Here is a 20,211-nt window from a genome sequence, read left to right as displayed (position 1 = left end):
ATCAGGACTTGCCGCGCTTTCTGAACTCAACGGGGGTTTCGCCAACCCAGCGTTTGAAGGCGCGGTAGAAGGTGCTGGGTTCGGAAAAACCGGTGCGTTCGACGATCACTTCGATGCGCTCGTCAGTCTTGAGCAGCAGCTCTTTCGCCAGCCGGCAGCGGTAGTCGGTCACCAGGTCGTTGAAGCGCACGCCGGCCATGGCCAGGCGCTCGCGCAGGCGCCGGGGCGGCATATTCAGGCGGCCCGCCACTTGTTCGAGCGTGGCGCCGCTGTCGACCAGCAACTCGCCGATCAATTCGCGCACCTGGCGGACCAGGTCCAGCCGTTCCACTTCGGCCAACTGCCGGCGCGCCAGCGACTCGTGCATGCGCAGCAGCTCAGGCGCGGCGTGGCGCGAAGCGTGATCAAGCACATCGGCGTCGAATTGGAGCGCGTAGCGGTCGGCGCCCAATTGCGCCGGGCAACCGTACACCTCGAGGTAACGAGTGGGCGCGGCGCCTTCGCTGTGGATAAGTTGCACCAGACGCGGCTTGAATTTGTCTTCGGTCAGCGCGGCAAATAAGCGAATCACCGCGCCGGCAAGCATTTCGGGGAAGTGCCGGGGCACGCCGGCCGGCATACCCAGCTCCAGCGTCGCGAGGTCGCCGTCAACATCCAGGCGTGCGTTCAGGGTGTCGGAGAGTAAGCGCACGTAGCGCAAAGCATGGCGTAGGCCGTCGCCGAAGGTTTCGCTGGAGAGAAACAGGTACTCCAGCAGCAGACCGTGGAAGGCAGGCAGGTGCTGGGCCAGGTACAGGCCGACATCCTCTTCGCCACACTCTTCGCTGGCGGCTTTCCAGAACAACGCCTGCGCCGAATGGGGAAAGCGCCCGGCAGGCAAGCCACCAGGCGGCAACCCGACCCGCGCCAGCACCCGATCAGGATCGGTTCCGCTGGCCCGCAGGGCGTCGATCACCGGGCGCATCAGCGCCACATCGTCGGTCAGATCACGCGTCATTTTAGGATTCTTATAGGTTCGTGAGGCGCGGCCATCTTAGGCAGTTTTGCCCCGCAGGCTCAAGGCCGCACATTTGCCGATTGGCTGGCCTGCCGGCAGCTCGGGCCGAGCGGCCAATGTGGCACGGCGTTGGCAGTCTAAGCTGCTGGCATTCGCGGTTTTTGTGAAAATCAGGAGGATGCTTATGACCACCACGTGGCTCGACCTACCCGCCACCCCTGCCCTGCCGGGCTTGTTCGCGCGTGCCGCCGTGCGCCGGGGCGTGCGTGGGCAGACCTTGCCGGACCTGGGTTTGCGCTGCGCCGTAAACGTGGAGGCGAAGAAACTTGGGCGGTATCGCCAGCTCTGCGGCCTCAACGACGACGGCCATTTGCCGCCCGTTTATCCACACATTCTGGCGTTTCCCTTGCAAATGCAGCTGCTGACCGACAGCAGTTTTCCGTTTCCCTTGCTCGGCCTGGTGCATTTGGAAAACCGCATCCGTGGCGTGCGGCCTTTGGGCGGCATGGGGCCGTTCATTGCCAGCGTGCATGTGGACAATCTGCAGCCACACGAAAAAGGCGCCGTGTTCAGCCTGGTCACTCGCCTGGAAGACCAGCTCGGCCTGCTGTGGGAAGGCGACAGCCGCATCCTCTGCCGTGGGGTGAAACTGTCGGGGCAGCCGGCCGAACGCAGCGAAGAAATTACCTTGCCGCTGGAAGACATTGCCCACTGGCAAGCGCCCGCCGACATCGGCCGCCGCTACGCCGCCGTGGCGGGCGATTACAACCCGATTCACCTGTCAGCCCTGAGCGCCAAGCTGTTCGGATTCCCCCGCGCCATTGCACATGGTTTATGGAACAAGGGACGCGCCCTGGCCGCGCTCGGCGAGCGTTTGCCGGCCTCCGGCTATGTGGTCGATGTGCGCTTTCAAAAACCAGTGCTGCTGCCCAGTGCCGTCACCCTACAAGCGAGCAACCCGGCCAGCAGCGGCCAGTTCAAGCTGGTGGGCAACCACGACATGCCGCACATGAGCGGTAGCTGGCGACTGATCTAGCCCCATGAAACAATGCGGCCCTTCTGCCCGGAGCGCCGCATGAACCTCGACGAACTCACCACCCGCCTGCACGCCATTCGTGACGCCAACGACTGGCGCGGTTTCCACAGCCCGAAAAACCTGGCCATGGCCGCCAGTGTGGAAATGGCCGAACTGGTGGAGATTTTTCAATGGCTAAGCGAGGACGAGTCGCGCCAGCTTCCGGCTGAAAAACTCGCCCATGCCGGCCAGGAAATTGGCGACGTCGTGCTGTATCTGTTGCTGATGTGCAGCGAACTCGGCCTCGACATGAATGAGGTGGTGCGCGCCAAACTTGCCGACAACGAGCGGCGGTTCGCCAAATGAGTGATCGCCACTTCGACGAATTGGCCACCCGCTTCGCCGAGAAAATTTATGGCGGCGCCAAAGGCGCCATTCGCCTGGCCGTGCTCCAGGCTGACCTGGCCGAAGCGCTGCCCGACCGCCCGCTGCGAGTTCTGGATATCGGCGCCGGGCTTGGCCATATGTCGTTGTGGCTGGCTGAACGGGGCCACCACGTCACCGTTACCGAGCCGGCAGAACCGATGCTGCAAGGCGCCCGCGAACGCTTCGCCGCAGCGGGAGTACAGGCCGAATTCATCCAGGCGCCATGGCAAGATTTGCTCGGCCAACTCACCGACCGCTACGACCTCGTGGTGTGCCACGCCGTGCTGGAATGGCTCGCCGAGCCCCATGCCATTCTGCCGGTGCTGCACCAGCTCACGGCGCCGGGCGGCTGGCTGTCGCTGGCCTTCTACAACAAAGACGCGCTGATCTACCGCAACTTGCTCAAAGGCCATTTCCGCAAATTGCGCAAAGAAGAATTCGCCGGCGAGAAACAAAGCTTCACGCCGCAGATGCCCCTGGACCCACGCGAACTGGCGACGCAACTCGCCACGGCTTGGCGAGTCGAAAGCCAGAGCGGCGTGCGGGTTTTTCACGACTACATGCCGAGCGACTTTCAGCACAAAGCGCAGTTGCTCGACCTGCTGGAAATGGAACTGGCTCACCGTCGCCACCCGAGTTTCATGGGCCTCGGCCGCTACCTGCATTGGATTTGCCGCCCGCTGTAACGCGGCGGCGCTGCCGTAAAAATGAGGTGCGCATGATGAACTGCCGTTTACTGCTGCTGACCTGCTGCCTGGGCCTGGCGGCTTGCCAAAGCCAAAACCCCTACACCGCCACGTCCAACCCCCTGCCCCCGGCGCCAGCAGCGGCGGCGCAAACCCTCGACCTGAGTGCTTATCCGGCGGCGCCTCGTGATTACGGGCGCTACCAAACGTGGGCATGGGAGAACGGGCGCTTGCCCGGCGGTACGGCTGGCGCCACGCCGGAGCAGATGGCCGATATTCTCAGCAACAGCCTCGACCAACGCGGGCTGCGTCCGGCTCGCCAAGGCGCCGTGGCCGATGTGCAAGTGCGCGCAGACGTAAGAGTCGAGCGGCGTCTGCGCCAGGAGCGCGACGACTACGGCTCGTATTACGGGCGCGGGCCCTACGGCAACAATTACGGCGGTGTGTACGGCAGCGTCCCGGTCATGCGCACTTACGAGGAAGAGGTGCAAGTGGTGCGCATCGAGCTAATTGATGCGCGCAACCACCAAAGCATCTGGAATGGCAGTGCCGAAACCGCCCACCGTGGCAGCCAGAGCGAGCGCGTAGACGCGTTGCGCTCAGCCGTTAACAAAGCCCTCAGCGCTTATCCGCCGCGCTGAGCCATCACTACACTTCAGCGCATACCCCGCGCATGAAGGGAGATTTGCCATGAAACGACTGCTGGTCATTCCCCTGCTTCTGCTGTTGGCCGCTTGCCAGAACGCCCAGCTCAATCAGGATTTCGACAAGAACCGCGACTTCGCCGCGTACCGCACCTTCACCTGGAAAGAGCCGGCCTTGCAGTACAGCCCGGATGATCCACGGATTAAAAGCGACCTCACTGAACAGCGCATTCGTGCGGCAGTCAGCGAGCAACTCGATCAGCGCGGCGTGCGCCTAGCCCCGGCCGGCGGCAAAGGCGACGTGACGGTACAAGCGTGGTTGATCGTCGAGAACCGCACCGATCAGGTGAGCACCACCTACGGTGGCGCGTGGGGCGGTTATTGGAATGGTTACTGGGGCGGCCCGGGATATACCGAAACCCGCAACGTGGACTACAAAGTTGGCACCGTGCAGGTCGATTTGTTCGATGCCAAAGATGGCAAATTGGTATGGCGCGGCAGCGCCGAGCAGATCGTGCACAACAACCAAACCACACCGGTTGAGCGCGAGGCGGCGATTCGGGACACCGTGGCGAAAATCCTAAGCCAGTATCCGCCGCACTGACTTCAGTGGCAGCGGCTTCAGCCGCGATGCTCTTGATCGATCTTAAAAGCATCGCGGCTAATCGGAATGCCGCCCAGCCGCTCCTACAGGGTCTTGCGCTGGCCGTTACTGTTCGCCAGTACGCTCACGCTCCATCGCTTCACCACTGGCCCGACGCTGATCTTCCAGCGTGCCGCCCGTGTTGGTTCCGCTGCCCGTGCCGGTGCCAATGCTGCCCGAGCCCTGGTTATTCATCTGGCCGCCATTCATGTTGCCGCCGTTGTTATTGGTGCCATTGGTATTGGTGTCGGCGCCGTTGTTGATGGTGCCGCTGCTGTTGGTGTTGTTGTTGTAGCCGTTGCTGTTGAAGCCATTGGTGTTCGAGCCGTTAGTGGTGGCGCCGCCGCTGTTCACGCCGTTGCCTGTGTTACCGGCGCCAGTTCCGCCTTGGCTCGCAGCCCCACCAGGGTTCGCGCCTTGGACCGCACGACCGGGCGCGCCACCATCCAAGGCAAAGCTTGAGGCGCTCGCGCTCAAGGCCAGTACAAATGCCGCGCCCAGCAGGGCCGGCTTGCGATTGAATCGGTTCATCTGTCACTCCCTGAGCCGCAGGCTCGTTGTCTGATGTACAGACGTTGGGCCGCTGCGCCCCTCAGGAGTGCAAGGTGTTTGACGAATGGTCGCCAAAACGCCGCTTCTTCGATGGCCAAATGATAGCGTTTTGATATTTTTTTCAACGCCGAACCACTATGCTTTGTGCGTGCAGATTCCTGTGATCACAAAAAATGACCGACGCCGAATTACCGCGTTCACCCCAGGCCTTCGCCCTTTGGCGTGAAGTTCAAGACACCCGCGTGCGCACGCGCCTTGGCGGCATCTATTACTTGCTGGCCTGGCTCCTGACGTGGCTGTTCAGCGCAGCGCCAGGTTCTCTGCCGTTCACCGGTATCGCTGGCAGCCTGCTTTTCGCCGGGCTGATGACCGCACGCTTACTGCATACGCCGCCGCACGCTCAGAGTCAGGAACAGCTGCAACGCTGGCTCGACCGCCACTGGGGTTTGGTGCTGCTGACCGCGTTGTGCTGGGGCCAAGCCCATGCCTGGGCGCTATACAGCGACGCTTTCGCCGATTCGGCCATGATCGCCACCCTCAGCACCGTGGCCTTCAGCACGGCGATGACCTTCAATTTCGCCATGCGCAAGAAGCGCGCGTTCATCGCCATTCTGCTGCTGTATGTACCCGGCCTTGCCGTGATGGCGCTGGACTGGCGCGACGGCCACACCCAGCTTGTTACCCTCGTGTTCTACCTCAGCTACTTGCTGCTGGCCCTGAACCGCAGCCACCGCGAATACCTCGGCACCTTGAGCCTGGAACTGCGCCTGTTGCAGCAACAGGCCACGCTCGACCAACTGAGCCGCACCGATACGCTGACGCAGCTGGGCAACCGCTACCAATTCAACAGCTTGTTCCAGAACATGGTCGCCACCGCCAAGCGCACCGGTGAGCCGCTGGCGCTGGTGCTGCTGGATATCGACTTTTTCAAGAAAGTGAATGACCAGCGCGGCCATTCCGGCGGCGATGCCTGCCTCAGTGAATTCGCCCAGCGTATGCGCCAGGTGTTTCGCCGTGACAGCGACGCGCTGTTGCGTTTGGGCGGAGAAGAGTTCGGCGTGCTGATGCCCAACACCTCGCTGGAACAGGCGCAAGCATTGGCCGAGCAGTTTCGCCAAGACCTGGCCAGCAACGGCATTGACCTACAGGGCGAACGTTTGCCGCTGACCACCAGCGTTGGCGTCGGCCGCTTCGATGCGAAGCGCGACCACGACGCCGAGCATTTCTTCCAGCGCGTCGACCGCGCGCTCTACCAAGCCAAAGCCAATGGCCGCGACCGCCTGGAAGTGGCGGCTACGGCTTAAGGCCGCTCGATCCCATGCTTGTGCAACTTGCGGTACAGGGTGTTACGGCTGATGCCCAATTGCTCAGCCGTGCGGCTCATGTGCCAGTGCTGCTGATTGAGCGTCGCCAGCAAGGTGCTGCGCTCGGCGGCGTTCAGCGGCGCCTCGGTTTGCAGAGTCGCCGGTCGTTGCCGCTGACGCAGCTCAGCCGGTAACTCACTGAAGCTGATGCGCTCGCCCTCACACAAGGCCACCAGCGTGCGCAGCACATTGCGCAGCTGCCGAACGTTGCCGGGCCAGGCGTAATCGAGCAGCGCCTGGCGCGCGTCGGCGTCCAAACGCAGCGCAGCGCCTTGGCTTTCTTCGGCGAGTAAATGCGACAGCAGTTGCTCGCGGTCGCTACGCTCGCGCAACGGCGGCAACGTCAGCACCAGGCCGTTGAGGCGGTAATACAAGTCTTCGCGAAAACTGCCAGCGGCCACGTGCTCGCCCAGTTCGCGGTGCGTGGCGCTGATCACGCGTACATTCACCGCCTGCGCCGTGCCGCCGATAGGCACCACTTCACGCTCTTCCAGCACGCGCAACAGGCGGGTTTGCATGGCCAACGGCATGTCGCCGATTTCATCCAGAAACAGCGTGCCGCCGTCGGCCTGTTGCAGCTTGCCGCTCATGCCTTCCTTGCGCGCTCCGGTAAAGCTGCCACCGCGATAACCAAACAGCTCGCTTTCAATCAGGCTTTCAGGAATGGCCGCGCAATTGAGCGCGACAAAGGCCTTGCCGGCGCGCGAACTGGCCTGGTGAATGGCTTTGGCGAATGCTTCTTTGCCGGTGCCGGTTTCGCCGTTGATAAGCAGCGGCACGTCGCGTTCGTACACGCGCAAGGCGCGACGAAACTCGCGCTGCAAGGCAACATCGGCCACGCACAAGCTGGCAGGAATGTCGGCCGGCAATTGCTTGCTGGACAAGCGGCTAATCGACGGGCTGAGGGCGCTCGGCTGGCTGCGCGCCACGCCACGCAATTGGGCGAACAAGGCGCGGCCATTGTGGGTGCGCAGCGGCCAACTGCTGGCAAGGTTGGCGCGGCCTAGCAACTCGTCCAGACGGCAATCAAAAAAGCTTTCCAGCGGTTTGCCGATCAGGTTGCCGCGCGTGTCGCCGAGCAGGTTCATGGCGCTCTGGTTCACCGCGCTGATGCGCCCGTCACCGTCGAACGCCAGCAGGCCTTCGCTGAACAACCCCACGTATTCAGCCTGCACATGAAAGCGCAGCAAGTACTGACCCTCAAAGCGCCGCAGGAAATAGCAGCTCTCGATCATCTTGGCCGACAGGTTGACCAACGCCATGGTGTGAAACTGGCTCTGGCGCGAAACGTCTGCGCGCGCCGACGACACGTCCAGCACGGCGAGCAAATCGCCCTGGCAGTCGAACACCGGACTGGCCGAGCAGGTAAGCCCGGTGTGCTGCCCGCGAAAGTGTTCGTCCTGGTGAATAGTCAGCGCCTGGCGTTCGATCAGGCAAGTGCCGATGCCGTTGGTGCCCTCGCAGGCTTCGCTCCAGTCGGCGCCCAGCCACAGGCCGGCGCGCTCGAAACTTTTGCGCTCAGAGTTGCCGGTCACGCTGTTAAGAATGACGCCGCGCGCATCGGTGAGCAGCACGGCATGGCCGGCGCCTGCCAGTTGCTGATAGAGGCTGGTCATCTCGCCGCTGGCAATCTCCAGCACCTGCTGCAAGCGCTCGCGACGTTCCAACACCCGCGCATGTTCCAGCACGGTGGGCGCCATGGTTTGGCCGGGATCCAGATGATGGTCCTGCAGACAGCGCAGCCACGAGCGGGCGATGGAGGGGTCGGCGGCAGGCCCGTCGAATTGGGTCTTGCCTTGGGCCAGCGTCATCACCTGTTGGGTGTGACGGTTGAATTGACTCTGCATTGTTATTGTTCTCCGCAGTGTGCGCTTGGCTGGTTATCGAGCGGTTTGCCGTTTCGAGCGCCAAGGCCGCGCTGAGCATAGCCTGCCCGCCGCGCGGCGGCTGTACCAAGAATGGGACAAACTGTCACCGCTGCTGTTGCATATCCGCCCGCTCATTAACCAATCGCGCCAAAGCCCCGGCGCAGAGCGGCCGCCAATCCGCCGACAGCAGCCATTCGGGCGTTTTCAATGAGGCCTGGCTCAGGGCTTGCTCTACGCTTAACCCAGCGCAATCGAACGCGCTTCCTAAAAGCATAAAAAGCCAGGAGAACTTCACCATGCAATACGCACATCCGGGCACCAGCGGCGCCATCGTTTCCTTCAAGAGCCGCTACGGCAACTACATCAACGGTGAGTTCGTGGCCCCGGTAAAAGGCCAGTACTTCACCAACACCTCGCCGGTTAACGGCAAGCCTATCGCCGAATTCCCCCGTTCCACTGCCGAAGACATCGACAAAGCCCTCGACGCCGCACACGCCGCCGCAGACGCCTGGGGCAAAACCTCGGCGCAAGACCGCGCGCTGGTGCTGCTGAAAATCGCCGACCGCATCGAAGCCAACCTTGAAGTGCTGGCCGTCACCGAAACCTGGGACAACGGCAAAGCGGTACGCGAAACCCTGAACGCTGACATTCCATTGGCTGCCGACCATTTCCGCTACTTCGCCGGCTGCCTACGCGCGCAGGAAGGCTCGGCGGCGGAAATCACCGAACACACCGTGGCGTACCACATTCACGAACCGCTGGGCGTGGTCGGGCAGATCATTCCGTGGAACTTCCCCCTGCTGATGGCCGCTTGGAAACTCGCCCCGGCGCTGGCGGCCGGCAACTGCGTGGTGCTCAAGCCCGCCGAGCAAACCCCGCTGGGCATTTGCGTACTACTGGAATTGGTCGGAGACCTGCTGCCACCCGGCGTGCTCAACGTGGTGCAAGGCTTCGGCAAGGAAGCGGGCGAGGCGCTGGCCACCAGCAAACGCATCGCCAAAATTGCGTTCACCGGCTCCACGCCCGTGGGCTCGCACATCATGAAATGCGCGGCGGAAAACATTATTCCGAGCACCGTGGAGTTGGGCGGCAAGAGCCCGAACATCTTCTTCGAAGACATCATGCAGGCCGAGCCGAGCTTTATCGAAAAGGCCGCCGAAGGCCTGGTGCTGGCGTTCTTCAACCAGGGCGAAGTGTGCACCTGCCCGTCGCGCGCGTTGGTGCAGGAGTCGATCTATCCGGCGTTCATGCAGGAAGTGATGAAGAAGATCAGCCAGATCAAACGTGGCGACCCGCTCGACACCGACACCATGGTCGGCGCCCAGGCCTCCGAGCAGCAATTCGACAAAATTCTCTCGTACCTGGAAATCGCCAAAAGCGAAGGGGCAGAGCTGCTGACCGGCGGCAAGGTTGAGCAATTGTCGGGCGACCTGTCGTCGGGCTATTACATCCAGCCGACCCTGCTCAAGGGCAACAACAAAATGCGCGTGTTCCAGGAAGAAATCTTTGGCCCGGTGGTGAGCATTACCACCTTCAAAGATGAAGCCGAAGCGCTGGCGATTGCCAACGACACCGAGTTCGGCCTGGGCGCCGGCCTGTGGACGCGTGACATCAACCGCGCCTATCGCGTGGGCCGGGCCATCAAGGCTGGGCGGGTGTGGACCAACTGCTACCACCTGTACCCGGCGCACGCGGCGTTTGGTGGCTACAAGAAATCCGGCGTGGGGCGCGAGACGCACAAGATGATGTTGGACCACTACCAGCAGACCAAGAATTTGCTGGTGAGCTACGACATTAATCCGTTGGGGTTTTTCTAAAGCGTAAAACCCTCTCCCGCAAGCGGGCAGAGGGGGCTTGATAGGCGCTCCAAGCGAGCTCGCGGTTTAACTCCCCTCTCCCGCTCGCGGGAGAGGGGCTGGGGGAGAGGGCTGCTTTACCCTGCACCATTTGCGCGCCCCACCCCCCCCCCGCCTAAACCACCGACCCACCAGTCACTTCAACGCAAAAACCAAAAACGACCCACACCCTTTCCAATCGCGACCTTTTCCCACCGCGCCGCAACATTTTGTTGCGCCTGGCATGGCCGTTGCGTGATGGCACCTGTCTTTCTGAACGGTTCACCACTCAGGGCGGGTCCATACATGACTACAACAACACAACTAAAACCCACGCTTGGCACCCTGCATTTATGGGGCATTGCCGTAGGCTTGGTGATTTCCGGCGAGTACTTTGGCTGGAGCTATGGCTGGGGCACCGCTGGCACGTTGGGCTTTCTCGTCACCGCGTTAATGGTGGCGGCGATGTACACCTGTTTCATCTTCAGTTTCACCGAACTGACCACCGCCATTCCCCACGCCGGCGGCCCGTTCGCGTACAGCCGTCGCGCCTTCGGCGAGAAGGCCGGGTTGATTGCCGGCTTGGCCACGCTGATCGAGTTCGTGTTCGCGCCACCGGCAATTGCCATGGCCATCGGCGCTTACCTGAATGTGCAATTCCCGGCGCTGGACCCCAAGCACGCCGCCGTCGGCGCGTACTTCGTGTTTATGACCTTGAACATTCTCGGCGTGCGCATCGCGGCCACCTTCGAGTTGGTGGTCACCGTGCTCGCCGTGGCCGAACTGCTGGTGTTTATGGGCGTGGTAGCGCCGGGCTTCAGCTTCAGTAACTTCGTGCTCAACGGCTGGTCCGGCCAGAACGAATTCAGCGCCGCGTCGATCTCCGGCATCTTCGCTGCCATTCCGTTTGCCATCTGGTTCTTCCTTGCCATCGAAGGCGCGGCCATGGCGGCCGAGGAAGCGAAAGACCCGAAACGCACCATTCCCAAAGCCTATATCAGCGGCATCCTGACCCTGGTGTTCCTCGCCGTTGGCGTGATGATCATGGCCGGTGGCGTGGGCGACTGGACCAAGCTGTCCGGCATCAACGACCCGCTGCCACAAGCGATGAAAGCCGTGGTCGGGGAAAACTCCGGCTGGATGCACATGCTGGTGTGGATCGGTCTGTTCGGTCTGGTGGCGAGCTTCCACGGCATCATTCTCGGTTACTCCCGTCAGTTCTTCGCCCTGGCCCGCGCTGGCTACTTGCCTAAAGGCCTGGCGAAACTGTCGCGCTTCCAGACGCCACACCGCGCCATCATCGTCGGCGGCCTGGTGGGCATCGCGGCGATCTACAGCGACGGCCTGATCAACTTGCAGGGCATGAGCCTGACTGCGGCGATGATCACCATGTCGGTGTTCGGCGCCATCGTCATGTACATCATCAGCATGCTCAGCCTGTTCAAGCTGCGTAAATCCGAGCCGAACCTAGAGCGCACCTTCCGCGCGCCGGGCTACCCGATCGTGCCAGGCATTGCCTTGGCGCTGGCGCTGGTTTGCCTGGTAGCGATGGCGTACTTCAACGCCACCATCGGCTTGATCTTCCTGGGCTTCATGGCGGTGGGCTTCGTCTACTTCCAACTCACCGCGACCCAGCGCGCCAACGCACCAGCCGACGCCATGCTCAACGGCGTCTGATCGCCCGGTGTTAATCAACGTTCGACCTGGGCCCGCATTGCGGGCCCAGTCTTTGCAGCGCTCTTTGCAGCAGGAAAGTGAATCAAGACTCCATCTGCGATGCTCTGACCGACTAAGGTTTCAGAACAAAGAACATGGCAAATGGGCTTTTGCAGCCACAAGAAGGAGTGCCTAATGGCCCGTTTTTCCCACGCGGTGGGCAACGAAACCTACCGGTTCGACAGCCTCAAGGAAGTGATGGCCAAGGCCAGCCCGGCGCGCTCGGGTGATTACCTGGCTGAGGTCGCCGCCAGCAACGACGGCGAGCGCGTTGCCGCGCAAATGGCGTTGGCTGATATCCCGCTCAAGCACTTTCTCGATGAAGCGCTGATTCCGTATGAACAAGATGAAGTCACCCGCCTGATCATCGACACCCACGACGCCCTCGCCCTCGCCCCGGTCAGTCACCTGACCGTGGGTGGCTTTCGCGACTGGTTGCTCAGTGACCACGCCAACGAGAACAGCCTGCGCGCGCTGGCGCCGGGGCTGACGCCGGAGATGGCAGCGGCGGTGTCGAAAATAATGCGGGTGCAGGATCTAGTGCTGGTGGCGCAGAAGATTCGCGTGGTCACCCAATTTCGCGGCACGCTGGGTTTGCAGGGGCGGCTGTCCACGCGACTGCAACCCAACCATCCCACCGACGAACCCGCCGGTATTGCCGCAAGCATTCTCGACGGCCTGCTGTACGGCAATGGCGACGCCATGATCGGCATCAACCCGGCCACCGACAGCATCGCTTCGATCTGCGCCATGCTGGAAATGCTCGACGCCATCATTCAGCGCTACGAAATCCCCACCCAGGCCTGCGTGCTGACCCACGTCACTACATCGATTGCTGCCATCGAACGCGGTGTGCCGCTGGACCTGGTGTTTCAGTCCATCGCCGGCACCGAGGCGGCCAATGCCAGTTTCGGCATCAGCCTGAACGTGTTGCAAGAAGGCTACGAGGCGGGCCTGAGCCTCAAGCGCGGCACGCTGGGCAACAACCTGATGTATTTCGAAACCGGCCAGGGCAGCGCCTTGTCGGCCAACGCGCACCACGGCGTTGACCAACAAACCTGCGAAACCCGCGCCTATGCGGTGGCGCGGCATTTCAAGCCGTTTCTGGTCAACACCGTGGTCGGCTTTATCGGTCCGGAATACCTGTACAACGGCAAGCAGATCATTCGCGCCGGGCTGGAAGATCACTTCTGCGGCAAGTTGCTGGGCGTGCCGATGGGTTGCGACATTTGCTACACCAACCATGCCGAGGCCGATCAGGACGACATGGACACGCTGCTGACCTTGCTGGGCGTGGCGGGCATCAACTTCATCATGGGCATTCCGGGCTCGGACGACATCATGCTCAATTACCAGACCACCTCGTTTCACGACGCGCTGTATGCCCGGCAAACCCTGGGCCTGCGCCCGGCGCCGGAGTTCGAAGCCTGGCTGCAACGCATGGGCATCTTCACCCAGGCCGATGGCCGCGTGCGCTTTGGCGAGCAGCTGCCGCCCGCGTTTCGCCAGGCGTTGGCGCAGTTGAATTAATTTCCGCCCCACCTGTGGGAGAGGCTTCAGCCTCGATGTTTGTGCTTTAAGAGCATCGAGGCAGAAGCCTCTCCTACAGGTCGAGTAAGGACGAATGATGGAAAACGAAATCACCGGCAGCATCGACAACCCCTGGCAGGAGCTACGCCGCCTTACGCCTGCGCGCATCGCCCTGGGCCGCGCCGGCACCAGTTTGCCAACCACCGCGCAACTCGATTTCCAATTCGCCCACGCCCAGGCGCGCGATGCCGTGCACCTGCCGTTCGACCACGCTGCCCTCAGCGCGCAACTGGCCGAGCGCGGGCGCGACAGCTTACTGCTGCACAGCGCCGCTGCTGACCGCCACAGTTACCTGCAACGGCCGGACTTGGGCCGCAAGCTCAACGAGGAATCGGCGCAAGCCTTGCGCGACTATGCCCAGGCCAACCCCGGCGGCGTGGACCTGGCCATTGTCATCGCCGATGGCCTGTCGGCCTTAGCGGTGCATCGCCACAGCCTGCCGTTTTTGCAGCGTTTTGAAGAACAGGCGGCGGCCGATAACTGGAGCCTCTCGCCGGTGGTGCTGGTGGAACAGGGGCGCGTGGCGGTGGCCGATGAAGTGGGGCAGCTGTTGGGCGCCAAGATGGTGGTGATCCTGATCGGCGAACGCCCGGGCTTGAGCTCGCCCGACAGCCTGGGCCTGTATTTCACCTATGCGCCCAAGGTCGGCTTAACCGACGCGTACCGCAATTGCATTTCCAATGTGCGCCTCGAAGGCCTGAGTTATGGCATGGCGGCTCATCGCCTGCTGTACTTGATGCGCGAGGCGTGTCGGCGGCAATTGTCTGGCGTGCACCTTAAGGACGAAGCCGAAGTGCATAGCCTGGACTCGGAAAGCCCTCAGGACATGCGCCACAACTTCTTACTCGACGCACCGAAGTCATAACCGCCACTGTCAGATTCAAACGCTTGCTTGGATTGCGCTTTCTAGCCACCACAGGCAGCATCTCGGCAACCCTGGCCGTGCCCCGCGCCGCCAGCGCAGCCCTTATTCATTGCAGTCGAGGCCACCATGCGCATTGTCCAAGCCACTCTGGAACACCTGGATCTGTTGACACCGTTGTTCGTCAAATACCGCGAGTTCTATGGTGAGCTGCCGTTCCCGGACTCCTCGCGCAAATTTCTGGAAGTGCGCCTGCGCCGTAAAGAGTCCGTCATTTACCTGGCCCTGGCGGACGACGAAGACAAGCTGATGGGCTTCTGCCAGCTGTACCCGAGCTATTCCTCGCTGTCGCTCAAACGTGTGTGGATTCTCAACGACATCTATGTGGCCGAAGACGCGCGCCGGCAGTTGGTGGCGGATCGCCTGCTGCAAACCGCGAAAAAAATGGCCAAGGAAACCAACGCCGTGCGCATGCGGGTTTCCACCAGCAGCAACAACGAGGTGGCGCAGAAGGTGTACGAGTCCATCGGTTTTCGCGAAGACAGCCAATTCAAAAACTACGTGCTGCCCATCAACAGCGACTGACTTAAACCGTTCACACGGCCGCGCTAGGCTCGAGCGCGGCGTCAAGCGTGGGCGCTTCAGCGCGGGGCGCACCATCGCAGGGCAGTGAATCAGGCGGGTTGTCCATCGGTCGTTTCGTCGGACATCTGTTGCAACAAACTGCAGCGCGACCCCCAGACCTTGCTCTTATAATGCCGACCGACCTACCGGCTATCGAACGCCAGTGCTCTTTCCCCTCAGCGCAATAGGCGTCATATGGAATTCAACCCGATTGATCTGATTCTGCACCTGGACAATTACCTGGCCGTGCTGGTGGCCAACTATGGCGTGTGGATTTACGCCATCTTGTTCCTGGTTATTTTTTGCGAAACCGGCCTGGTGGTGATGCCGTTTTTGCCGGGCGACTCGCTGCTGTTTATCGCCGGCGCCATGTGCGCGACGGGCAGCATGGACCCGGTGCTACTCGCCGGCCTGCTGATGTTTGCCGCCGTGCTCGGCGACAGCACCAACTATGTGATTGGGCGAAACGTGGGGGAACGGCTGTTCAGCAACCCCAAATCGAAAATCTTCCGCCGCGACTACCTGCAACGCACCCACGACTTCTACGACCGCCACGGCGGCAAAACCGTAACGCTGGCGCGCTTCCTGCCCATCGTGCGCACCTTCGCGCCGTTCGTTGCGGGCATCGGCCGTATGCCGTATCTGCGCTTTCTCGGCTTCAGCGCCTTAGGCACTGTGGCGTGGGTCGGCGGTTTGGTGACGCTGGGTTATTTCTTCGGCAACGCGCCGTTTGTCAAAGACAACCTGTCACTGATGATTCTGGTGGTGATCGGCCTGAGCTTGCTGCCCATGGTTATCGGCTGGCTGCACCATCGCCTGCGCCCGGAAACTGCGCCCGACTCGGCCAACTGATCGGCTCGCGCCATGTGGTTTCTTCGCGGCTGGCGTCAGCGCCGCATTTTGCAAAAGCACCCGATCTCGCCCGAAAACTGGGCGCGGGTGCTGCGGCGGTTGCCGATTCTCGACGGCCTGAGTGACGAAGACATTCAGCGCCTGAAACGTCGCTGCGTATTGTTCATTCACGCCAAACGCCTGACCGCCCTGCCCGGCGTCGAGCTGCATGGTGACGATCGCCTGCACCTGGCCGCCCTCGCCCAGCTGCCTTTGCTGCATCTGCCCGAACTCGATTGGTATCAGGGCTTCCATGAAATCGTGCTGTACCCCGGCGACTTCGTCAGCCCGCAACGCCATCGCGATCCCAACGGCATCGAGCACGAGTGGGACGGCGAGCACAGCGGTGAAGCCTGGCTGCAAGGTCCGGTGATTCTGGCCTGGCCGGGCGTGCTCAGCAGCGGCAACTGGGACGGCTACAACCTGGTGATTCACGAGTTGGCGCACAAGCTCGACATGCTTAATGGCGACGCCAATGGCCTGCCGCCGCTGCACCGTTCGATGCGCCTGGAAGAATGGTCGAGCGCCATGCAAAGCGCGTACGACGACCTGAACCGCCAACTGGATGACAACCCCGACGCCGAAACCGCCATCGACCCCTACGCGGCCGAAAACCCGGCGGAGTTCTTTGCCGTCACCAGCGAATACTTCTTCAGCGCCCCGGATCTGCTCATGCAGGCCTACCCAAACGTGTACATGCAACTGCAAGCGTTTTACCGACAAGACCCGCTTCAACGACTGTGCCGCCTCGAACAGCACGCCGTTTCAGGGCAGAACGAGACCAACGGCTGAGTCGCCAAGCATGGTAACGGCGGGCGAATATGCCTATAATCGCGCCCACTTTTTGGCCGGTAACCGGCCAAGTTTGATTGGCCAACCTAGGGAAGCGAACCCATGAGCTACAGCAAGATCCCGGCCGGCAAAGACCTGCCGAACGACATCTACGTCGCCATCGAGATTCCGGCCAACCACGCGCCGATCAAATACGAAATCGACAAAGACAGCGACTGCCTGTTCGTCGACCGTTTCATGGCCACCCCGATGTTCTACCCAGCCAACTACGGCTACATCCCCAACACCCTGGCGGATGACGGCGACCCCCTCGACGTATTGGTAGTCACTCCATACCCAGTTTCCCCAGGCGCAGTGATTCGCGCGCGCCCAGTCGGCGTTCTGCACATGACCGACGAAGCCGGCGGCGACGCCAAACTGATCGCTGTACCGCACGACAAGCTGTCGCAGCTGTACGTCGACATCAAGGAATACACCGACCTTCCTCCGCTGCTGCTTGAGCAAATCAAGCACTTCTTCGAGAACTACAAAGATCTCGAGAAAGGCAAATGGGTCAAGGTTGAAGGCTGGGGCAACGCGGAAGCGGCCCGTGCCGAGATTTTGAAGGCGGTTGCGGCTTACCAAAAATAAGCCAAAGCTTCCACCAAAAAGCCGGCCACAAGCCGGCTTTTTTATGCGTTTTTGAAGCGATCGGCTGCGCGTCGGTCTGGCTGCGTTAAAAAAGGCTTTTGAATGCTCATGGGCACCAGCCCACTGCGCTTCAAAAGCCTTTTTTGCTCGGCCTGACTAGGATTGCCACACCTAGCTCGCTCGATCTGGAGATGTGTTGCGGCGGCAATTTTTTAGAAGCTAAATTGCCGTTTTCTCCGTGGGAGCGGCTTCAGCCGCGATGCTCCTCTAAGCAAACGCCCCCACTCGTTCCGCATTTTCCTGCGTCGCCGCAAACATACTCACCGCTTCCACCGCCCCACTGGCGCCATCGCGAATTTGCACGATCACGGCGCCTGCCTGGTCGGCGAGGGTGACGCCGTGGTTTGCCACTTCCTGAGTGAGGTTCATGCTGGTCACGGCCTCGCGGGTTTCTTTGAGAATCTGCCCGATCAGTTCGGCGATCTCTGCAGTAGAGCCGCTGGTGCGCCCGGCCAGTTGCCGCACCTCATCGGCCACCACGGCAAAGCCTCGGCCCTGATCGCCCGCCCGTGCCGCTTCAATAGCGGCGTTGAGCGCGAGCAGGTTGGTTTGGTCGGCGATGCCGCGGATGGTGTTAACGATGGCGGTGATCTGCTCGGACCGCGCGCCCAGTTGCGTGATGAGCTTGGCCGAAGCGCCGATGTTTTCGGCGATCTGACGCATTTCCCGAGCGGTTTCCTGAATCACTTGCGTGCCGTGTTCGGCGGTTTTCTCGGTTTCAGCGGAGATGTGATAAGCACGCGAGGCACTGCGGGCGTCGTTCTGTTGTTTTTCGACACGCTCGGTAATGTCGCTGGCGAACTTGACGATTTTGCACAGCTTGCCCTCGGCGTCGTACACCGGGTTGTAGGTCGCTTCCAACCACACAACCCGGCCATGTTTGGCCAATCGTTTGAACTGCCCACCGCGAATTTCGCCGCGATTCAGCCCGCGCCACAGGTCGGCATATTCCGCGCTGTTGACCAGCACCGCTTCGCAAAACATTTTGTGCGGCTTGCCGACAATCTCGCCGAGGCCATAGCCCATGGTGTGCACGAAGTTTTCGTTGGCCGTGAGAATGTTGCCCTGCAGATCGAACTCCACAATCGCCATGGCCCGGTCAATCGCCACCAGCTTGGCGCGGGCATCGCGCTCGCGAATGAGTTTCTCGGTGACGTCCATGGCGTACTTCACCACCTTCAGCACGCGACCATTGGCATCCAGCACGGGGTTGTAGCTGGCTTCCAGCCACACGTCCTGGCCTTTGCTATCCAGGCGCTGAAAGGTGCCGGAAACAAATTCACCTGCCCGCAGCGCCGTCCAGAAATCACTGTATTGCTTGCTGCCGACATGGGCAGGCGTGCAGAACTCGCGATGCGCTTTGCCCGCCACTTGGTCGGCGCGGTAACCCATCACGTTCAAAAAATTCTGATTGGCGCGGATAACCCGGCCTTCCAAATCAAATTCTACAACCGCCATCGAGCGCTCCAGCGCAGCCATCAATCCTTTGAATCCCTCCACTTCAGCCGTCCTGGCTGTCAGCTCAAGCTTCAAATTCTTGGAAAACATTGCATGACCTCATTCATGGAGTCGGGCGGCGGTGTAGGGAAATGGGTGGCCGACTGACATCAGCGCGACATTATCAAAATACTTGTACAAACCGAATGCCCTCGTACAAGTATTTTGATTGGGGTAGACGAGCGGCACACGACGCTCGGCAGACACGCAGCTGGCGCAGCGAAGGGAGGGAAATACACCTGTGCGAAAAGATTACGCACGAAAAGTGGACAGATCGACCCGTGAACGTTGGCGGCTTAGGGTTCAGCCACACCGTTTCGTTGGAGGTTTGATCATGTGGTTTATCAACGCAGCTCTGAATAACGCGCACATTCTGCTCGCCGTTGCCGCCTTCTTTTGGCTGACGGCGCATTTGGCCTACGGCCCGGCTGAGTAAGTGGGCGCGTTAGTAGAGCCAAGGCTGCAAAGCATCGATATTGGCCACGACAATCTGCTGGGCGCTGGCTTTGCTTTGCACCTTGGTCGCGTCGAGTTGGTAGCGCTGCAGCACGTACTGCACCAGCGCGCCACGGCTGGCGACCCGAAGCTGGCCCTCGTGCATGCCGTAGTCGATTTCGATGATCGCTTTCTGCTCGGCGCTCAGGCGTGAGTCCGGCTCGATAATCACGTCGACCTGCGCCGCCCAGCCGGCGTCGGACTCAATGCCGTGTTCGGACTCATCCAGCACATCAGGCACGCCGCGCAGGCGGCTCAATACAAAATCGCGGTAGTCGCGGTTCTTCTCGCAATAGGCGCGCACGTGCCAGCGCATTCCGGTGTAGACCAAGGTGTGCGGCGCGATCAGGCGCGTCTCGGCGAGCGGATTGGCCAGCGACACGTATTCACACTCCAAACGCAGCCCCTCGCGGCAGGCGCGCAACAGCGGGCGCAGCACCTGTGGGCGCACAGAACGATCTGGCACCATCAGCACTTCGGTATGCGCATAGGCCAATGCCAAGCCCTCGATGTGAGGCGCGCGTTCGTGGTTTTGGTTGAGCAGGTGCAAGTACGCGCTGGCACTGTCATCAATAAACAGTGGCTTGAACGTTGCGCTGGGCACATAGCCCTTCAGGTGCTTGTCGTAGTCGAGGTTATTCGGCGCGTATTCGCTGAGGTAACTGTTGATATCTTTCGAGGCCTGCTGCCGGCTGATGCCAAAGCTTTGCATCAGATGCCCTGTGGTCAGCCGCCCCTCCCACCACGCCACGGTTTCGATCAGGCGATAACGCAGGGCCAGGTCCCAACGGACCTGCTCGATCGATTGCTTGCGTTTCATAGCGGCCTCACAGCGTTGAGCGACGCTGGGTAATTAACATGGATATGTCTTAAATGACTACACATGTGCGCTTGAGTGAAGAAAAGCGAAGCCAAACCTTGGAATTCACCACCTATTTCCCACAGCCTCTTACGAAATACCGCCTCGTTTTGCATCCTCGCGCCAGCCACTTGCGCCGATGCGACACCATTTCGGCAGGCAGCC

General features: G+C 61.3%; 18 protein-coding genes and 2 pseudogenes. 14 read left to right on the top strand and 6 right to left on the bottom strand.

What is annotated here, in order from left to right; genetic code table 11:
* Position 1: 1 nt before the first annotated feature.
* Entirely contained in the window at positions 2–997 is a 996-nt protein-coding gene (locus AC0IW7_RS21150) for an AraC family transcriptional regulator (protein ID WP_471820630.1), read from the bottom strand.
* A 184-nt stretch (positions 998–1,181) separates the two neighbouring features.
* On the opposite strand from AC0IW7_RS21150, the gene AC0IW7_RS21145 reads away from it, so the two are divergent.
* The 5 genes from AC0IW7_RS21145 to AC0IW7_RS21125 are packed head-to-tail and all read left to right on the top strand — an operon-like array spanning position 1,182 to position 4,372.
* Entirely contained in the window at positions 1,182–2,033 is an 852-nt protein-coding gene (locus AC0IW7_RS21145; protein WP_471820628.1) for a MaoC family dehydratase, read from the top strand.
* Between the two features lie 39 nt (positions 2,034–2,072).
* Entirely contained in the window at positions 2,073–2,378 is a 306-nt protein-coding gene (locus AC0IW7_RS21140) for a nucleotide pyrophosphohydrolase (RefSeq protein WP_122493460.1), read from the top strand.
* Positions 2,375–3,124: a methyltransferase domain-containing protein gene (locus tag AC0IW7_RS21135; protein WP_471820626.1), complete on the top strand. Its 750-nt coding sequence runs from the start codon at positions 2,375–2,377 to the stop codon at positions 3,122–3,124. Before AC0IW7_RS21140 ends, AC0IW7_RS21135 begins: the two co-directional genes overlap by 4 nt.
* 35 nt (positions 3,125–3,159) lie before the next feature.
* A complete protein-coding gene (locus AC0IW7_RS21130) occupies positions 3,160–3,765 on the top strand; it encodes a DUF4136 domain-containing protein (protein ID WP_471820624.1) in 606 nt (201 codons plus the stop codon).
* A 49-nt stretch (positions 3,766–3,814) separates the two neighbouring features.
* Complete coding sequence (locus AC0IW7_RS21125) at positions 3,815–4,372, top strand: DUF4136 domain-containing protein (RefSeq protein ID WP_471820622.1); 558 nt, start codon at positions 3,815–3,817, stop codon at positions 4,370–4,372.
* A gap of 105 nt (positions 4,373–4,477) precedes the next feature.
* Here AC0IW7_RS21125 and AC0IW7_RS21120 read toward each other — a convergent pair whose 3' ends face one another.
* On the bottom strand, positions 4,478–4,942 hold the full coding sequence (locus tag AC0IW7_RS21120) for a hypothetical protein (RefSeq protein ID WP_463551316.1): 465 nt from the start codon (positions 4,940–4,942) through the stop codon (positions 4,478–4,480).
* 194 nt (positions 4,943–5,136) lie between these two features.
* On the opposite strand from AC0IW7_RS21120, the gene AC0IW7_RS21115 reads away from it, so the two are divergent.
* Positions 5,137–6,267 (top strand): GGDEF domain-containing protein, encoded by a 1,131-nt coding sequence (locus AC0IW7_RS21115; protein ID WP_471820620.1) that lies wholly within the window; start codon positions 5,137–5,139, stop codon positions 6,265–6,267.
* Here AC0IW7_RS21115 and AC0IW7_RS21110 read toward each other — a convergent pair.
* Positions 6,264–8,174: a sigma-54-dependent Fis family transcriptional regulator gene (locus AC0IW7_RS21110; protein WP_471820618.1), complete on the bottom strand. Its 1,911-nt coding sequence runs from the start codon at positions 8,172–8,174 to the stop codon at positions 6,264–6,266. The genes AC0IW7_RS21115 and AC0IW7_RS21110 overlap by 4 nt on opposite strands.
* A 317-nt stretch (positions 8,175–8,491) precedes the next feature.
* Here AC0IW7_RS21110 and exaC point away from each other — a divergent pair, with 317 nt between their 5' ends.
* The 8 genes from exaC (at position 8,492) to ppa (ending at position 17,135) form a co-directional block, all read left to right on the top strand.
* On the top strand, positions 8,492–10,012 hold the full coding sequence (gene exaC / locus AC0IW7_RS21105; protein ID WP_471820616.1) for an acetaldehyde dehydrogenase ExaC: 1,521 nt from the start codon (positions 8,492–8,494) through the stop codon (positions 10,010–10,012).
* A gap of 324 nt (positions 10,013–10,336) precedes the next feature.
* On the top strand, positions 10,337–11,707 hold the full coding sequence (gene eat, locus AC0IW7_RS21100) for an ethanolamine permease (protein WP_471820615.1): 1,371 nt from the start codon (positions 10,337–10,339) through the stop codon (positions 11,705–11,707).
* A 174-nt stretch (positions 11,708–11,881) separates the two neighbouring features.
* Positions 11,882–13,276 (top strand): ethanolamine ammonia-lyase subunit EutB, encoded by a 1,395-nt coding sequence (locus tag AC0IW7_RS21095; RefSeq protein WP_471820613.1) that lies wholly within the window; start codon positions 11,882–11,884, stop codon positions 13,274–13,276.
* A 97-nt stretch (positions 13,277–13,373) separates the two neighbouring features.
* Positions 13,374–14,201: an ethanolamine ammonia-lyase subunit EutC gene (gene eutC, locus AC0IW7_RS21090; RefSeq protein WP_471820611.1), complete on the top strand. Its 828-nt coding sequence runs from the start codon at positions 13,374–13,376 to the stop codon at positions 14,199–14,201.
* A 126-nt stretch (positions 14,202–14,327) separates the two neighbouring features.
* On the top strand, positions 14,328–14,783 hold the full coding sequence (locus AC0IW7_RS21085; RefSeq protein WP_122453926.1) for a GNAT family N-acetyltransferase: 456 nt from the start codon (positions 14,328–14,330) through the stop codon (positions 14,781–14,783).
* A gap of 234 nt (positions 14,784–15,017) precedes the next feature.
* Entirely contained in the window at positions 15,018–15,674 is a 657-nt protein-coding gene (locus AC0IW7_RS21080; RefSeq protein WP_463381596.1) for a DedA family protein, read from the top strand.
* Positions 15,675–15,686: 12 nt separating this feature from the next.
* Positions 15,687–16,505, top strand: a complete 819-nt coding sequence (locus tag AC0IW7_RS21075; RefSeq protein WP_471820610.1) for a M90 family metallopeptidase — start codon at positions 15,687–15,689, stop codon at positions 16,503–16,505.
* Between the two features lie 102 nt (positions 16,506–16,607).
* Positions 16,608–17,135 (top strand): inorganic diphosphatase, encoded by a 528-nt coding sequence (gene ppa, locus AC0IW7_RS21070; RefSeq protein WP_122453923.1) that lies wholly within the window; start codon positions 16,608–16,610, stop codon positions 17,133–17,135.
* 267 nt (positions 17,136–17,402) lie between these two features.
* Here ppa and AC0IW7_RS21065 read toward each other — a convergent pair.
* The 3 genes and pseudogenes from AC0IW7_RS21065 to AC0IW7_RS21055 all read right to left on the bottom strand — a co-directional run.
* Positions 17,403–17,864: pseudogene (locus AC0IW7_RS21065) on the bottom strand (methyl-accepting chemotaxis protein); the annotation flags it as partial.
* Positions 17,865–17,969: 105 nt separating this feature from the next.
* A pseudogene (locus AC0IW7_RS21060) lies at positions 17,970–18,674 on the bottom strand (PAS domain-containing protein); the annotation flags it as partial.
* A 463-nt stretch (positions 18,675–19,137) separates the two neighbouring features.
* Positions 19,138–20,007, bottom strand: a complete 870-nt coding sequence (locus tag AC0IW7_RS21055; protein ID WP_471820608.1) for a helix-turn-helix transcriptional regulator — start codon at positions 20,005–20,007, stop codon at positions 19,138–19,140.
* Positions 20,008–20,211: the final 204 nt, after the last annotated feature.

It is taken from the genome of Pseudomonas sp. AC229 (genome assembly GCF_979254655.1).
The sequence above is the reverse complement of the archived record's forward strand: the minus strand, read 5'-3'. Positions and strand labels throughout refer to the sequence as shown.

What these genes read in the sequence shown, in the direction of transcription:
- AC0IW7_RS21150 (WP_471820630.1), bottom strand. Translation starts at nt 997, where the DNA reads ATGACGCGTGATCTGACCGACGATGTGGCGCTGATGCGCCCGGTGATC.
- AC0IW7_RS21145 (WP_471820628.1), top strand. Translation starts at nt 1,182, where the DNA reads ATGACCACCACGTGGCTCGACCTACCCGCCACCCCTGCCCTGCCGGGC.
- AC0IW7_RS21140 (WP_122493460.1), top strand. Translation starts at nt 2,073, where the DNA reads ATGAACCTCGACGAACTCACCACCCGCCTGCACGCCATTCGTGACGCC.
- AC0IW7_RS21135 (WP_471820626.1), top strand. Translation starts at nt 2,375, where the DNA reads ATGAGTGATCGCCACTTCGACGAATTGGCCACCCGCTTCGCCGAGAAA.
- AC0IW7_RS21130 (WP_471820624.1), top strand. Translation starts at nt 3,160, where the DNA reads ATGAACTGCCGTTTACTGCTGCTGACCTGCTGCCTGGGCCTGGCGGCT.
- AC0IW7_RS21125 (WP_471820622.1), top strand. Translation starts at nt 3,815, where the DNA reads ATGAAACGACTGCTGGTCATTCCCCTGCTTCTGCTGTTGGCCGCTTGC.
- AC0IW7_RS21120 (WP_463551316.1), bottom strand. Translation starts at nt 4,942, where the DNA reads ATGAACCGATTCAATCGCAAGCCGGCCCTGCTGGGCGCGGCATTTGTA.
- AC0IW7_RS21115 (WP_471820620.1), top strand. Translation starts at nt 5,137, where the DNA reads ATGACCGACGCCGAATTACCGCGTTCACCCCAGGCCTTCGCCCTTTGG.
- AC0IW7_RS21110 (WP_471820618.1), bottom strand. Translation starts at nt 8,174, where the DNA reads ATGCAGAGTCAATTCAACCGTCACACCCAACAGGTGATGACGCTGGCC.
- exaC (WP_471820616.1), top strand. Translation starts at nt 8,492, where the DNA reads ATGCAATACGCACATCCGGGCACCAGCGGCGCCATCGTTTCCTTCAAG.
- eat (WP_471820615.1), top strand. Translation starts at nt 10,337, where the DNA reads ATGACTACAACAACACAACTAAAACCCACGCTTGGCACCCTGCATTTA.
- AC0IW7_RS21095 (WP_471820613.1), top strand. Translation starts at nt 11,882, where the DNA reads ATGGCCCGTTTTTCCCACGCGGTGGGCAACGAAACCTACCGGTTCGAC.
- eutC (WP_471820611.1), top strand. Translation starts at nt 13,374, where the DNA reads ATGGAAAACGAAATCACCGGCAGCATCGACAACCCCTGGCAGGAGCTA.
- AC0IW7_RS21085 (WP_122453926.1), top strand. Translation starts at nt 14,328, where the DNA reads ATGCGCATTGTCCAAGCCACTCTGGAACACCTGGATCTGTTGACACCG.
- AC0IW7_RS21080 (WP_463381596.1), top strand. Translation starts at nt 15,018, where the DNA reads ATGGAATTCAACCCGATTGATCTGATTCTGCACCTGGACAATTACCTG.
- AC0IW7_RS21075 (WP_471820610.1), top strand. Translation starts at nt 15,687, where the DNA reads ATGTGGTTTCTTCGCGGCTGGCGTCAGCGCCGCATTTTGCAAAAGCAC.
- ppa (WP_122453923.1), top strand. Translation starts at nt 16,608, where the DNA reads ATGAGCTACAGCAAGATCCCGGCCGGCAAAGACCTGCCGAACGACATC.
- AC0IW7_RS21055 (WP_471820608.1), bottom strand. Translation starts at nt 20,007, where the DNA reads ATGAAACGCAAGCAATCGATCGAGCAGGTCCGTTGGGACCTGGCCCTG.